Source organism: Rhizobium sp. ZW T2_16, from assembly GCF_044987325.1.
In the GTDB taxonomy this organism is placed as follows: domain Bacteria; phylum Pseudomonadota; class Alphaproteobacteria; order Rhizobiales; family Rhizobiaceae; genus Neorhizobium; species Neorhizobium cellulosilyticum.
In genome coordinates, this window is sequence record NZ_JBJDRG010000006.1 from 172,858 (window position 1) to 187,633 (window position 14,776).

11 protein-coding genes are annotated in these 14,776 nt (G+C 60.0%); 9 read left to right on the plus strand and 2 right to left on the minus strand.

Translation table 11 applies throughout. The features are described 5' to 3' along the window. Positions 1-7: 7 nt before the first annotated feature. Together ACI3K0_RS16985 and ACI3K0_RS16990 are read right to left on the minus strand one after the other, a co-directional pair. Positions 8-973 carry a magnesium and cobalt transport protein CorA gene (locus ACI3K0_RS16985; protein ID WP_148143010.1) on the minus strand — a complete coding sequence of 322 codons (966 nt, stop codon included), beginning with the start codon at positions 971-973 and terminating at the stop codon, positions 8-10. Between the two features lie 69 nt (positions 974-1,042). Next, complete coding sequence (locus tag ACI3K0_RS16990; protein ID WP_148143011.1) at positions 1,043-2,956, minus strand: potassium transporter Kup; 1,914 nt, start codon at positions 2,954-2,956, stop codon at positions 1,043-1,045. 181 nt (positions 2,957-3,137) lie between these two features. On the opposite strand from ACI3K0_RS16990, the gene ACI3K0_RS16995 reads away from it, so the two are divergent. The 9 genes from ACI3K0_RS16995 to ACI3K0_RS17035 all read left to right on the plus strand — a co-directional run bounded on the left by ACI3K0_RS16995 (position 3,138) and on the right by ACI3K0_RS17035 (position 14,749). Beyond that, positions 3,138-4,043: a dihydrodipicolinate synthase family protein gene (locus tag ACI3K0_RS16995; RefSeq protein WP_404945736.1), complete on the plus strand. Its 906-nt coding sequence runs from the start codon at positions 3,138-3,140 to the stop codon at positions 4,041-4,043. Between the two features lie 122 nt (positions 4,044-4,165). Next, positions 4,166-5,119 carry a helix-turn-helix domain-containing protein gene (locus tag ACI3K0_RS17000; protein WP_404945737.1) on the plus strand — a complete coding sequence of 318 codons (954 nt, stop codon included), beginning with the start codon at positions 4,166-4,168 and terminating at the stop codon, positions 5,117-5,119. 175 nt (positions 5,120-5,294) lie between these two features. Then, a complete protein-coding gene (adh, locus tag ACI3K0_RS17005) occupies positions 5,295-6,803 on the plus strand; it encodes an aldehyde dehydrogenase (RefSeq protein ID WP_183991067.1) in 1,509 nt (502 codons plus the stop codon). Positions 6,804-6,930: 127 nt separating this feature from the next. Further along, entirely contained in the window at positions 6,931-7,260 is a 330-nt protein-coding gene (locus tag ACI3K0_RS17010) for a hypothetical protein (RefSeq protein WP_404945738.1), read from the plus strand. Between the two features lie 29 nt (positions 7,261-7,289). Next, complete coding sequence (locus ACI3K0_RS17015; protein WP_404945739.1) at positions 7,290-7,670, plus strand: DUF779 domain-containing protein; 381 nt, start codon at positions 7,290-7,292, stop codon at positions 7,668-7,670. An 84-nt stretch (positions 7,671-7,754) separates the two neighbouring features. Continuing rightward, a complete protein-coding gene (locus tag ACI3K0_RS17020) occupies positions 7,755-10,049 on the plus strand; it encodes an FdhF/YdeP family oxidoreductase (protein ID WP_404945740.1) in 2,295 nt (764 codons plus the stop codon). Next, positions 10,046-10,324, plus strand: coding sequence for a hypothetical protein (locus tag ACI3K0_RS17025; protein ID WP_404945741.1), 279 nt, complete (start codon positions 10,046-10,048; stop codon positions 10,322-10,324). The genes ACI3K0_RS17020 and ACI3K0_RS17025 overlap by 4 nt, the downstream gene beginning before the upstream one ends. Positions 10,325-10,732: 408 nt before the next feature. Next, positions 10,733-13,162, plus strand: a complete 2,430-nt coding sequence (locus ACI3K0_RS17030) for a glucose/quinate/shikimate family membrane-bound PQQ-dependent dehydrogenase (protein ID WP_404945742.1) — start codon at positions 10,733-10,735, stop codon at positions 13,160-13,162. Positions 13,163-13,357: 195 nt separating this feature from the next. Then, entirely contained in the window at positions 13,358-14,749 is a 1,392-nt protein-coding gene (locus ACI3K0_RS17035; protein WP_404945743.1) for an FAD/NAD(P)-binding protein, read from the plus strand. Positions 14,750-14,776: the final 27 nt, after the last annotated feature.

Consider the following 14,776-nt stretch of genomic DNA (forward strand, 5'->3'; position numbering starts at 1 on the left):
TCCGGAGTTAAAGCCAGCCGACCTTCTTGAAGCGATGATAGAGCACGCCGCAGACGAGGACGATTGCGGCAAGCACGACGTAATAACCGTATTCGGTCTTCAACTCCGGCATGTTCTCGAAATTCATGCCGTAAATGCCGGCGACAGCTGTCGGCACGGCCAGGATCGCGGCCCATGAGGCAAGCTGCCTGGTGATGACACCCTGGCGCTGCTGTTCCAGAAGGTTCGAGGCCTCGAAGACCGAGGTGATGACTTCCCGAAGGCCGCCGACCATGCTTTCCACCCGTCGGCAGTGGTCCAGAACGTCGCGGAAATAGGGTTTGGCGTGCTTGTCGAGGCAGGGCAGGTCCAGATTGACGAGTTTGCCCGCCACTTCCGTCATCGGTCCGAGAATGCGCCCGAACAGGATCAGTTGCCGTCTCAGCCGGAACAGGCGGCGGATCTGCTCGCGTTCGAGGAAATTGGCGAGCATCTTCTGCTCCATCTCCAGAACGCGATCCTCGATCGTCTGAACCGTTGGCAGATAACCATCAACGATGAAATCGATAATGCCGTGCAGCACATAGTCGGGGCCTTGCGACAGCAGTTTCGGCGAGGCTTCGAGCTGGGAGCGCACTTCGCTGTGGCTGCGCATCGAGCCGTGCCGGACGGTGATGATATGGCGCTGCCCGACGAAGATTGCCGTCTCGCCGTATTTGATCTTGTCGCCGTCGAGATGGGCGGTCTTGGCGACGACAAAAAGCTGGTCGCCATAGGCCTCGACCTTGGGGATCTGATGTGCGTTGAGCGCATCTTCAACAGCAAGTTCATGCAAGCTATAGGTCTTTGCGAGCGTTTTCAGCTCGTCGGCTGTCGGCTCGTGCAGGCCGATCCAGGCGAATTCGTCACCAGTCAGCGCCGGGCACGGTTCGTCTATCGGGAGAGGGCGCCCGCGCTTTCCGTTCGTGTATACATAGGAGGCGACGACAGTCATGGCGCTCTATCTCTTCGTTTAAACGCAATTCCGGCCAAAACACCGGTGTCCACTTTTGCTGGAATTGCTTTAAATCGCGACCTGCTCACCCAGTTCCACCACGCGGTTCGGCGGCAGCTTGAAATAGGCTGAAGGATCGATGCCGAAATCGGCGAGGATGATGTAGAGCTTTTCCTGCCAGCGCGGCAGGCCGGTATTGGGTGTTTCGATCAGGTTGCGGCGACCGAGATAGAAAGAGGTCTGCATGATTTCGAACTTGAAGCCCTTTTTCTTGCAAACGGTCAGAGCCTTGGCGACGTTGGGTTCATCCATGTAGCCGAAGGTGATGTCGAGGCGGATGAAGCGCTTCGACAGTCTCGTCATCTCGACACGTTCCTGCTGAGGCACATAGGGCTTGTCCTGGGTCCAGATGGTCAGGATGACGTTCTGTTCGTGCAGGACGTGGTTGTGCTTCAGATTGTGCAACAGAACGGCGGGGGTGCGATCCGGCACGCTGGTCAGGAAGACTGCGGTCCCGGGCACGGTCACGGGTGCGCTGGCGGTTTCCCGCTCGATGGAGCTTTCGATCGAGGTGATGAAGGTTTCCAGCGGAATGTCGTTCTTGGCCGTCTTTTCCTTCAGGTATTTCGATCCTTTCGTCCATGTCCACATGGTCAGCATGATGACCAGTGCCAGCATGACCGGCACCCAGCCGCCGTCATGGACTTTGAGAAGGTTGGCGGCGAGGAAGATCGTCTCAATGACGAAAAGCGGACCGAGAATGATCGCAGCCGTTATGGCCTTGTAACCCCATACGGCGCGCAGGAACTGGAAGGACATCAGCGTCGTGACCACCATCGCGCCGGTGACCGAGATACCGTAGGCGGTGGCAAGCGATTCCGAGTCCCCGAAGGAGAAGATGAGTACGATGACGCCGATGAACAGGACCATGTTGACGGCCGGTACATAAATCTGCCCGGTATTGGTCTCGGAGGTGAACTTGATCGCAAGACGCGGCAGGAAGCCCAGATGGACTGCCTGGCGGGCCAACGAAAAGGCCCCGGTGATCACGGCCTGACTGGCGATGATTGTCGCCATGGTAGCAAGGATCACCATCGGCAACAGCGCCCAATCGGGATAAAGCAGATAGAACGGGTTGGAAATCTTTGTCGGATCGGCAAGCACGAGCGCGCCCTGGCCGAGATAGTTGAGGGCAAGCGCCGGGAAGACGAGGATGAACCAGGCGACACTGATCGGCTTCCTGCCGAAATGCCCCAGGTCCGCATAAAGCGCTTCCGCGCCGGTGACGGTGAGGAAGACGGCGCCGAGCACGATCAGCCCGGCCCAGCCAGCATGGGTGATGAACCAGAGAGCGTTGATCGGGTTGAGGGCCTGCAGGATCGTCAAGTCGTCGCCGATATGGATGAGGCCGCCCCAGGCCATGGCAAGGAACCACACGACGGTGATCGGCCCGAAGAATTTCATTACGGCCGCGGTGCCCTTGGACTGGACCATGAACAGACAGATCATGATGGCAGCGGAGAGCGGCAGAACGTAACCGGAGAAAGCAGGCGTGATAAGCTTCATGCCTTCGAGCGCCGACATGACCGATAGCGCCGGGGTAATCATCGCGTCGCCGATGAACAGCGCCGAACCGATCAGGCCTGCAAAGAAAAGCACCGGCATGTAGCTTCCGGTCTTCTTCATCAGAAGCGCTAGAAGCGAAAGCGTGCCGCCTTCACCGTCATTGTCTGCACGCAGAAGAAACAGAACGTATTTGAAGGTTACGATGATGGTCAGTGTCCAGACCATCAGCGAGATCAGGCCTATCACGTGCTCGTCGCGGATGCCGTTGGCCGCAAACGGACGCAACGCCTCGCGGAACGCATAGAGAGGGCTGGTGCCGATGTCGCCATATACGACCCCGATCGACCCTAGCAGCAGCACAAGAAATTTGCGGGTTTCCGAAGTGGTATCGGAAGCGGCGGCATGCGATGCGGTCATAAAGTCTCCAGGCGCAGGGCCAAGGTGTCGTTCGATGTATATGTCTGGCGCGGAATATGGTGCATCGCCGCGGTCAAGGCAAATGGATGCATATAAGACTTTGATGTCATAGTCTCGCCCCACATATCGAAATCCTATGCGGTGAGAGCAATGTTGGTTTCTGTAAAACAGGAGCCAAATCATGACACCCTTCCTTCGCGCAAGGCGTCAAACTTACACACCCCTTTTGAGCCCCTTCAACGATGGCCGGATCGATCTTTCGGAATTCGAGGCAACGATCGATCGGCAGGTCATCGCCGGAGTGGATGGAATTGTGGTTTGCGACGTTGTCGGCGAGGGTCCGGTGCTCGGCTCGGATGAATACCAGAGCCTGCTGAAAACCGCTGTTTCGCGTGGCCGGCCACATCTGAGTGTGATAGCTGCGACCGGCACAAACTGCACGGCCAAGACCGTTGAGCGATGCCGCCGCGCCGAAGAATTCGGTGCGGATGCCTTGCTGGTAACGGTGCCGTATTATTCGAAACCGACGCTCAAGGGAGTGATCAATCACTTTGGCGAAATTACTGCTGCCGTCGATATCCCGGTTGTTGTGGATGATGATCCGGGGCGCACGGCAAAGGACTATGGCCCGGCACTGGTGGATGCGCTTGCCGAAATCGATCCTATCGTCGGCATATGTCATGGCGCCGGGCGTCTCGAACATTTCGCGGCCTTGCCGGCATCGCTCAGAGATCGGTTCATGCATCTTTCGAGAGATGACAGGAAGCTGATGGAATTCCTGGATATGGGTGGGCACGGCGCCTTGTCGGCGTTGGCCAATATCATCCCATCTCCGGTGCAGACCATGGTGGCGATGGCGGAGCGTAGCAGTGGCTGCGATTCTCTGCTGCAGGCCATGTCCGTTGCTGCGGCGGCTGTTGGTGGGGATGACGTTGCCGCGCTGAAGGAGGCGCAGTTCTTCCTGCACCAGTCACCGGCTAATGTCCGCTTGCCACTGGTGGCTGCCGAACCGGAAACGATCCTGCGCGTGCGGCATGCCTTCGCGCCTTTTGCCAGATGCGAGCCGCCGACGCGAGAGGCTGCGTGATCGGTCGCATCGAGGCCGCGTGTGATATTTCGATAAATAGTTCGTGGGGCCGCCTGCTTGACGATTGCAAAGCGCCGGCTTTTTAGCGAAACTTGATGCAAGAATTGGCCCGGGAGGAGCCCATGCATCCCGTTTCCCTGCATGCGGACGAGGTCTACGCCTCGGCCCAGTCCGCTGCCGCAAGCTCACCTGTCGTTGCTTCTTGGCGGCGCTGCATGGTTATGCACCATCTTGCGCCCGAGCAGGAACGCGCACCCGAACGCCTGACGGACATCGAATTTCGCCAGACGCGGCAGGCCTCGGAGCGTCTGATCGTCGAGGCGCGTGAGGAAATGGACAAGCTGTTTTCGACCGTCGGCAGGTCGGGCTGCTGTCTGCTGCTGACCGATCGAAACGGTGTCGCGCTGGAACGGCGCGGCACGGCGGGGGATGACCGGGCCTTTCACGATCTTGGCCTTTGGACGGCGGCCATCTGGACCGAGGCGAGTATCGGAACCAACGGTATCGGTACGGCACTGGCGGACGAACGAGCGGTTTCGATCTTTCGCGACCAGCATTTCTTTTCGGCTAATACGGGATTGAGCTGCACTACCGCACCTATCCGCGATCATCGCGGCGAAGTGGCGGCGGCGCTCGATATTTCCACGTGCCGGGACGACGTCAATGAAATGATGCTCTCGATTCTTTCCCAGACGGTGCGCGATGCGGCGCTCAGGATTGAGCTCAACCTGTTCCGATCCGCCTTTCCAGGCGCCCGTTTCCTGATGGTGCCGCAGGCCGCACATGCGGCGGCGGCACTTCTTGCGGTCGATCGCAACGATCTGGTCATCGGCGCGACGCGTGCGGCGCGCCTGGCTCTTGCGCTGGACGACAGCCGTATCGCCGCCGGCATTCCGGCTGCGGATGCTCTCGATGAGAACCGGGCGGGCGATCGTCAGGATCTGGTCGAAGCAGAGCGGGCGGCACTGATGCGCGCCCTGTCGCGCGCCAACGGCAACGTCTCGCAGGCGGCGATTGCGCTCGGGATGAGCCGGGCAACGCTTCACCGCAAGATGAACCGTTTCGGTCTCCACTGACGTAAATCGAATTCTGTTGCGGTGCCGCATGGTTTGCGGCGTTCCACTGTAGCAAGGGTGCGACAGTGTGCGCCGCCATATGGTCGCAGCCTGCTTTTCGTCAAGACTGGGACGACGCAGATTTCCTTCCAGCCCGGTCCCGAACCGGGAAGCCAGCTCATCATGGGAGGATGACATGCTGCACCAGAAAATCGTCGAATCGCCGTTCAAGCTGAAATACGGCAATTACATCGGCGGCGAGTGGAGGGAGCCGATCGGCGGCAAGTATTTCGACAACATCACGCCGGTCACCGGCGGCAAGTTGTGTGAAATTCCGCGTTCGGACGAGAAGGACATCAACGCCGCGCTCGATGCCGCGCATGCCGCAAAGGACAAGTGGGGCCGCACCGCACCGGCCGAGCGCTCCAACATTCTGATGAAGATCGCCCAGCGGATGGAGGACAAGCTGGAAGTGCTGGCCCAGGCCGAAACCTGGGACAATGGCAAGCCGATCCGCGAAACCATGGCGGCCGACATTCCGCTCGCCATCGACCATTTCCGCTATTTCGCTTCCTGCATTCGCGCGCAGGAAGGATCTATCGGCCAGATCGACAACGATACCGTCGCCTATCATTTCCATGAGCCGCTCGGCGTCGTCGGCCAGATCATTCCATGGAACTTCCCGATCCTTATGGCTGCGTGGAAGCTGGCGCCCGCGCTTGCCGCCGGCAATTGCGTCGTCATCAAGCCGGCCGAACAGACGCCCGCCTCGCTGCTGGTCTGGGCGGAAATCATCGGCGATCTCCTGCCTCCGGGCGTGCTCAACATCGTCAACGGCTTCGGTCTTGAAGCCGGCAAGCCGCTGGCATCGAGCCCGCGCATCGCCAAGATCGCCTTTACCGGCGAGACGACGACAGGCCGGCTTATCATGCAATATGCCAGCCAGAACCTCATTCCGGTGACGCTGGAACTCGGCGGCAAGTCGCCGAACATCTTCTTCGCCGATGTGGCGAACGAAGACGACGACTTCCTCGACAAGGCGCTGGAAGGGTTCGCAATGTTCGCGCTCAACCAGGGCGAGGTCTGCACATGCCCGAGCCGCGCGCTGGTGCATGAGAGCATTTACGATCGGTTCATGGAACGAGCCGTCAAGCGGGTGGAAGCGATCGTGCAGGGTAACCCGCTCGACAGCGCCACGATGATAGGTGCGCAGGCATCCAGCGAGCAGATGGAGAAGATCCTCTCCTATCTCGATATCGGCAAGCAGGAAGGTGCCGAAGTGTTGACCGGCGGCGATCGCAACGATCTCGGCGGAGAGCTGGCGAACGGCTATTACATCAAGCCGACGATCTTCAAGGGCCACAACAAGATGCGTGTGTTCCAGGAGGAAATCTTCGGACCGGTGGTTTCGGTCACCACGTTCAAGGATGAGGACGAGGCGCTCTCGATCGCCAACGACACGCTTTACGGTCTTGGTGCCGGGGTCTGGACGCGTGACGGCAACCGCGCCTATCGCTTCGGCCGCGAGATCCAGGCCGGCCGCGTCTGGACCAATTGCTATCACGCCTATCCGGCTCATGCGGCCTTCGGCGGCTACAAGCAGTCCGGCATCGGTCGCGAGACGCACAAGATGATGCTCGACCACTACCAGCAGACCAAGAACATGCTGGTGAGCTACAGCCCGAAGAAGCTCGGTTTCTTCTGATCCAAGCCGGAGCCGGGCAGGGGAAGAACTCTTCTGCCCGGCTTTCGTGCCTATCAACCGGCCTTGAAATTCTCGCGAGAGGACTATTCGATAGGCAGTCATAATCCGGCAGCCGAGATATTCCGCGATGTCGAATGAAAATGAACCGCTGGTCGAAATGCTTTTCCGCAATGGCACGCTGACCGTTGTGGGGATCATTCTCTCGTTCTCTCTGACATTTCTCAGCCAATGGGCTCAAAACCCGATCCCATGGACCCTTGTCGACCTGCCGACGATGCTTCTGCTCTCCGCCGGGATCATCACGCAGGGGAGCTCTCTCGTGATCTTTCTGCGGCACGATTCACTGCAGCGGCGGGTATATGACAAGGCAAGCAAAGTGTTTCTCTGCGGTCTGGCGATGACTGTCTCGGGTGTTTTCATGGCGATCGTGATAGACTTCGTTCAGCTCATCACCTGAGCATCAAAAGCTCTTTGGGAGGAGAGATCATGAATACTCATGTCAACGGGGAGCCGCGCGTCACCGCCACCGATGCGGCACTCGATCTCATCGCCGAGATAAGGCAGGACTACCCGGAAATCCTTTTCCACCAGTCCGGCGGCTGCTGCGACGGGTCATCGCCGATGTGTTACCCGGCTGATGATTTCATTATCGGTGACCATGACGTGAAGCTGGGCGAGATCGGCGGCGTGCCGGTCTATATCAGCGGCAGTCAGTTCGAGGCGTGGAAGCACACGCAGCTGATCATCGATGTCGTGCTGGGCAGGGGGGGAATGTTCTCGCTCGATAACGGCAGGGAAAAGCGGTTTCTCAGCCGCTCGCGCATTTTCGGTGGTGGAGAGGCCTGTACCATTCCACGGGTGCGGTAACAACCAAAGTTGATAGGTTTTGTCTATCGATCCATACGAACAGTCCGCTTGAAGCGCTTTTGACGATCGTCAATAGCATCTGTCATGACTGGATCGTTTATTGGCAAGAAGTCTTCGGCCGCCGGCGGTTGGGGTGCGTTGAAGAGCTGCGGCAAGCGGCTGCTTGAAAGTGGATCGCCGCTCGCTGGCGCCCGCACCATGTTGAAGGCAAACCAGCCGGATGGCTTCGATTGTCCGGGTTGCGCCTGGGGTGATCCCGAACATGGATCGTCATTTGAATTCTGCGAAAACGGGGTGAAGGCCGTTTCCTGGGAGGCGACGGAAAAGCGCGCCACGCCGGCCTTTTTCGCGGCCAATACGGTGTCAGAACTGCGCAAGCTGAGCGACTACGAGCTGGAGCTCAATGGTCGTCTGACCCATCCGATGCGATATGATGCGGCCAGCGACCGGTATCTGCCGGTTGCCTGGGAAGATGCCTTTGCCGAGATCGGCGGCATCCTCAAAGGCCTCGACAGTCCCGACCGGGCGGAATTTTATACGTCCGGCCGCGCCAGCAATGAGGCAGCCTATCTCTACCAGCTGTTCGTGCGCATCTATGGCACCAACAATTTTCCCGATTGCTCGAACATGTGTCACGAGGCAAGCGGCATCGCGTTGAAACAGGCGATCGGCGTCGGCAAGGGCACGGTGCTGCTCGAGGATTTCGAGAAGGCGGATGCCATTTTCGTCATCGGCCAGAACCCAGGTACAAACCATCCGCGCATGCTCGGCGATCTTCGCCGTGCCGCCATGCGCGGCGCCGATGTGGTGGTGTTCAATCCGGTCCGTGAAAAGGGACTGGAGCGTTTTTCCGATCCTCAGGACAAGATCGAGATGCTGCGCGGCAGCTCGACCGAAATTGCCAGCCAGTATTACCAGCCGCGCCTCGGCGGCGACATGGCGGCCGTGCGTGGCATGGCAAAGGCCGTTCTTGCGGCAGAGGATGCCGCGATTGCAGCTGGTGAACCATTGGTTCTCGACCATGCCTTCATCGCCGAACACTGTGCGGGTTTTGCCGAATACCGGGCCGCGGTCGATGCCACGGGCTGGAACGAGATCGAAGACCAGTCGGGGCTTTCCCGCGCCGAGATCGAGCGGGCGTCTGCCGTCTACATGAAAGCTGACAAGGTGATCTGCACCTGGGCGATGGGCGTCACCCAGCATGTCCATTCGGTGGCGACGATCCGCGAGATTTCCAATTTCATGTTCCTGCGCGGCAATATCGGTAGGCAAGGCGCAGGGCTCTGCCCGGTGCGCGGCCATTCCAACGTGCAGGGAGACCGCACGGTCGGTATCAACGAAAAGCCGCCTGCCGCTTTCCTCGATGCGCTGGAAAGACATTTCGGCTTCTTCGCGCCACGTGCCGACGGGCATAATGTACTGGCCGCGATCGGCGCGATGCTGGATGGTTCGGCGCAGGCCTTTATCGGGCTCGGCGGCAATTTTGCTCGTGCGACGCCGGATAGCGCGCTGGTCGAGACGGCGATGCGGCGCATGAAGCTCACGGTCAATATCGCGACGAAGCCGAACCATTCGCATCTGATGCCGGGCGAGGTTTCCTATATCCTGCCCTGCCTGGGGCGCACCGAGATGGACCTGAATTCGCTCGGCAATTCCCAGCTCGTCACCGTCGAGGATTCGATGAGCATGGTGCATGGCTCGGCCGGTATCAATCGTCCCGCCTCGCCTCATCTTCTGTCCGAAGTCGGCATCATTGCCGGCATTGCCGAAGCCACGGTCGGCACGGATGTCGTGCGCTGGGCAGCGCTCGCGGACGATTACGATCTCATCCGCGATCATATCGAAGCGACCATTCCGGGCTTTGAGAATTTCAACGCCCGTGTCCGCAAGCCGCGCGGCTTCCATCTGCGTAATACCGCGTCCCATCGCGAATGGACCACGCCGGCGGGCAAGGCGTGCTTTTCCGCCGTCACGCTGCCGCAGGAGACGGTGCACCAGCGTGCCCGCAAGGGCGTCGGACGTTTCGCCTTGCAGACCTTCCGATCGCATGACCAGTACAATACCACCGTCTACGGTCTCGATGACCGTTATCGCGGTGTCTATGGCGAGCGCCAGGTGATCTTCATCCATCCCGAAGACCTGAAGGATATCGGCGCTGAAGCCGGTGACCGGATGGATGTCGTGACCGATTACGATGACGGGATCTCACGCGTGGCGCAGGATTTCCGCTTCGTGCCCTATGACATCCCGCGCGGCAGCATTGCCGGTTATTATCCGGAGCTGAATGTACTCGTGCCCTTGGGCAGTGCGGGCGAGGAAAGCGACACGCCGACCTCCAAGTCGATCATGGTGTCGTTCCGCAAGCGCGAGGCGGCGTGAACGACGAGGATCGCGATCAATCCGAGCGGTTTCTCGCCCTTGTCGCGGAGCGTCAGGCGAAGGATCTGCGGCTGACATCGCTGCAAGCGGCGCTCATCGTTGCTGCCGAACAAGGTATTGCCGTTGACAGTCGTTCTTTTGCCCGGCTTCTCGGGGTTGCCCATGCTCTGGTGCTGAGAGAGCTGAATGCGCTCGTCGAAATAGGCGGGCCGTTGCGCATCGTGAAGCGGGAAGCGCGGACACTGCGCAGCTTTTACGTCGTGGAACATCCTTAGATGATACCGGGATGGCCGGATATCTACCGACTTTCGATCGTGACGCTCATCCTTAATCGTGCTCGAAATTCAGGTTTATCAATAGCTTGAGGACCGTTCAAAATCGTTGAACAGATTATGTACGGAATAGTACATACATTTTCTTGCCATTTTGCCGCAGGCGGCGTTATACCGCAGGTGCGGGCATGCATGCCTGCCGCTGGCGCGCGGGGAGGGCGTGGCAAGCGACCTCGAAGTCCTCGAAAGGGACGCCTCCGACCAGCCGATTGCATATCATTCGGCCTGCCGTTTGCGTTTCTTCGACAGAAGCACGGTACTGCATTTGATCCTGTTCCCCGCTCCTGACGGCACCGCTGTGGCCTTTGACTGTCGACACTGTCGAATCCACAACTGGAGCTAGAGACACAAATGGAAACCTCAAAGGGCGCCCTGTCCGCGATAGCCAAGACCTGGCTTTTCGTGCTCGGTGCCGTTCTCGCCCTCGCGGGCCTGTTTTTCGCCGTTGCCGGCGGCAAGCTCGTCATGCTCGGCGGCAGCTGGTACTTCCTGCTTGCCGGCATTGCGATCGTTATCGCCGGTGCGCTTGTCATTCTTCGCAAGCCCGCAGGTGCGCTGCTGTTCGGCCTCGTTACCATCGCCACCGTCGTCTGGGCGATTTGGGATGCGGGCCTCGATTTCTGGCCGCTGATCTCGCGCCTGCTCGCCTTCGGCGTCGGTGCAACGGTGATCGCGCTGAGCTTCCCGCTGCTGCGCAAGGCCGCCGGCAGGACGCCTGCCTATCTGCCGTTTTTCGTGATTGCCGCCATCCTGGCCGTTGCCTCGGTCGCCGGTTTCGCCGGCATGATGGTGCCGCATCCGACCGTCGCCTTTTCCGGTACACCGGCGCCGCTCACTCCGGTCGATCCGGCCAAGGAGCAGAAGAACTGGGAAGCTTATGGCAATTCGGCCGGTGGCTCGCGCTTCGCAGCGCTCGACCAGATTACCCGCGACAACGTCAAGGACCTGACGGTTGCCTGGACGTACAATACCGGCGACACCCCGATCAGTCCCGGCGGCGGCGGTGCCGAAGACCAGCAGACGCCTCTGCAGGTCGGCGACCGCGTATTCCTGTGCACCCCGCATAATAACGTCATCGCGGTCGATGCCGATACCGGCAAGGAGATCTGGAAGAACGAGATCAACTCGAAATCTTCCGTCTGGATGCGTTGCCGCGGTCTCGCCTATTTCGACGCCGCTCGTCCGCTCGCTCAGCCAACCGTAGGCGGTTCGACACCGGTTACGCCGGTCACGGTCGCCGAAGGTGCGCTGTGCCACCGCCGTCTGCTGATGAACACGATCAATGCCGAGCTGATCGCGCTCGATGCCGATACCGGCGCATTTTGCCCGGATTTCGGCACCAATGGCCGCGTCGACCTGAAGGTCGGCATGGGCAATGCGCCTGATCCGCAGTACGTGCTCACCTCCGCTCCGACGCTTGCCGGCACCACCGTCGTCGTCGGTGGCCGTGTCGCCGACAACGTGCAGGTCGATATGCCGGGCGGCGTCATGCGCGGTTTTGACGTGATCACCGGCGCGTTGCGCTGGGCCTTCGACCCGGGCAATCCCGAAATCACCAAGCTGCCGCCGGAGGGCCAGACTTATACGCGCTCGACGCCGAACGTTTGGGCAGCCATGTCCTATGACGAGGCTTCCAACACCGTGTTCCTGCCGGTCGGCAGCCCGTCGGTCGATCTCTATGGTGCTACCCGCACTGAACTAGACCACAAATACGGTGCTTCCATGCTGGCGCTCGACGCCACGACAGGCCGCGAAAAGTGGGTCTACCAGACGGTTCACAATGACCTCTGGGACTTCGACGTGCCGATGCAACCTTCCTTCTTCGACTTCAAGAAAAAGGATGGTTCTACGGTTCCGGCGCTGACCTTCGGCACCAAGGCCGGCCAGATCTGGGTTCTCGACCGCGCCACCGGCCAGCCGCTGACGGAAGTCGCGGACGTGCCGGTCAAGCCGGGCAAGATCCCCAACGAACCCTATGCACCGACGCAGAAACTGTCGGTCGGCATGCCGCAGATCGGCGCGCAGACGCTGACCGAAAGCGACATGTGGGGTGCAACTCCGTTCGACCAGCTGTTGTGCCGTATCGCCTTCAAGGGCATGCGTTATGATGGCGTCTACACGGTTCCGGGCACCGATCTGGCGCTCAACTTCCCGGGTTCGCTCGGCGGCATGAACTGGGGCGGTTTCTCCACCGACCCGGTGACGAACACCATCTTCGTCAACGACATGCGTCTCGGCCTGTGGATCCAGATGAAGGAAGCCGCACCGACCACCGCCGTTTCCAGCGGTTCGGAAGCCACCAACACCGTCATGGGCGTCGTGCCGATGAAGGGCACGCCTTACGCCGTCGACAAGAACCGCTTCCTGTCGGCTCTCGGCATTCCCTGCCAGGAACCGCCTTTCGGCACGCTGACGGCGATCGACATGGATAGCCAGAAGATCAAGTGGCAGGTTCCGCTCGGTACCGTCGAAGATACCGGTCCGTTCGGTATCAAGATGGGCGTCCCCATCCCGATTGGCATGCCGACCATCGGCGGCTCGCTTGCCACACAGGGCGGCCTCGTCTTCTTCGCAGCGACGCAGGATTATTATCTGCGCGCCTTCGACAGTGCGACCGGCAAGGAAATCTGGAAGGCCCGCATGCCGGTTGGCAGCCAGGGCACGCCGATGACCTACAAGTCGTCGAAGACGGGCAAGCAGTATATCGTCATCTCGGCCGGCGGCGCGCGCCAGTCGCCCGACCGTGGCGACTACGTGATCGCCTACGCTTTGCCGGATTGATCGGTCCGAACTGCATTGAAATTGGAGCCGCGGCATGGAAACATGTCGCGGCTTTTTTCGTTTATGCAACCGAGCATCACCTGTGGCTGACATAAACGAGGGCTTTACAGACGTTCAATCCCGACTAGGTTGGTAGTGATATCGGACGCCGTGGGGACGGCGACCGGCTTTCCGAAATAGAGCAGGAGTTGGCCCTTGATCTATGACGTCGCTGTTGTCGGTTCCGGTTTTTCAGCCATTGCGCTGACGATCAATCTCCTGCGCCAGCTTGGGCCGGAGCGGTCGATTGCCATTATCGGCGATGATCCGGGGTTCGGCCGCGGCACTGCCTATCGCAGCGAATTCTATCTCCACAGGCTGAATGTGCCTGCAGCGCGAATGAGTGCATTTCCGGATGAACCTGACGATTTCCTCGATTGGTTGAAGGAAAAGGGACGCAAACCGGTCGGCGATTATTTTGCCGCGCGTGGAGATTACGGGCTTTATCTCAGGGACAGGCTGGCCTCGCTGTTGCGCCGCCGGGATGACCGCGTTGCCGTCGATTTCATCAAGGCCAAGGCGACAGCCTGTATGATGCCCGGTGATACGGACGTCGAATTCCATCTCGACAATGACACGGTGCTGCGAGCACGAAATGTTGCGCTCTGCCTTGGTGTCGGTAATGCAGAAATGCCGATCGCGTCTGATCTTGTTCCGAAAAAGATGCAGCGCCGTATCGTTCAGAACCCCTGGCGGCTCGGCTGGCTGTCGTCCGTCAAACCAGATGACGATATCTGCATTCTGGGTTCCGGCCTGACGATGGTCGATCAAGTCCTGTCGCTACGCTCGCACGGACATCGTGGCAAAATCCATGTGATTTCGCGTCGTGGCCTCGTTCCGCACCCCCACAGCACGATCAAGCCGGAGCCGGTCGAACCTCGCCTGCCTGCGACAGGCCGCGAGATCAGCGACATTCTCGCCGGCTTTCGGGCGCAGGTGCGCGAGGGAGCCGACTGGCGCGGGCTGATGGATGGATTGAGGCATCGCACGCAGCAGCTCTGGCAGGAACTCAATGACGCACAGAGATCCCGTTTCATGCGGCATGCGCTTGCCTGGTGGAATATTCACCGGCACCGACTTGCCCCGCCGGTCTGGTCGCGCTTCAAGCCGTTGACCGATGCAGGCACGGTGACGGTTCATGCCGGTTTCATTCGCGAGATCAGGGAAGCCGATGGCCGGATCGGCATCCGTTTCCGCAGGCGGGGCACATCGGAGATGCAGGAGATCGCGGTCGACTGGATCGTCAACTGTACCGGCATGGAGCGCGCCGGCATCGCCCATTCGCCGCTGTTGCAGCAGATGTGCGAAGCATCCGTGATCGGCATGGACCGGCTGGGGCTCGGCGTCAGCGTCGATGCCCGCTCGCGTATCTGTTGCCCGGATGGGACCGTGCGGCAGAGGCTCTATGCCGTCGGTGCACTGACTGCCGGCCAGTTCTGGGAAATCACTGCCGTTCCGGATATCCGCAACCAGGCGAAAAAGGTGGCGGAAGAGATTGCGGGGGAATTGGCGGGTGATGCCGAGATGGAGCGTCGACAGAGCGCTTGAGGTTGTTTGATGAGCGGGCACTGCTCT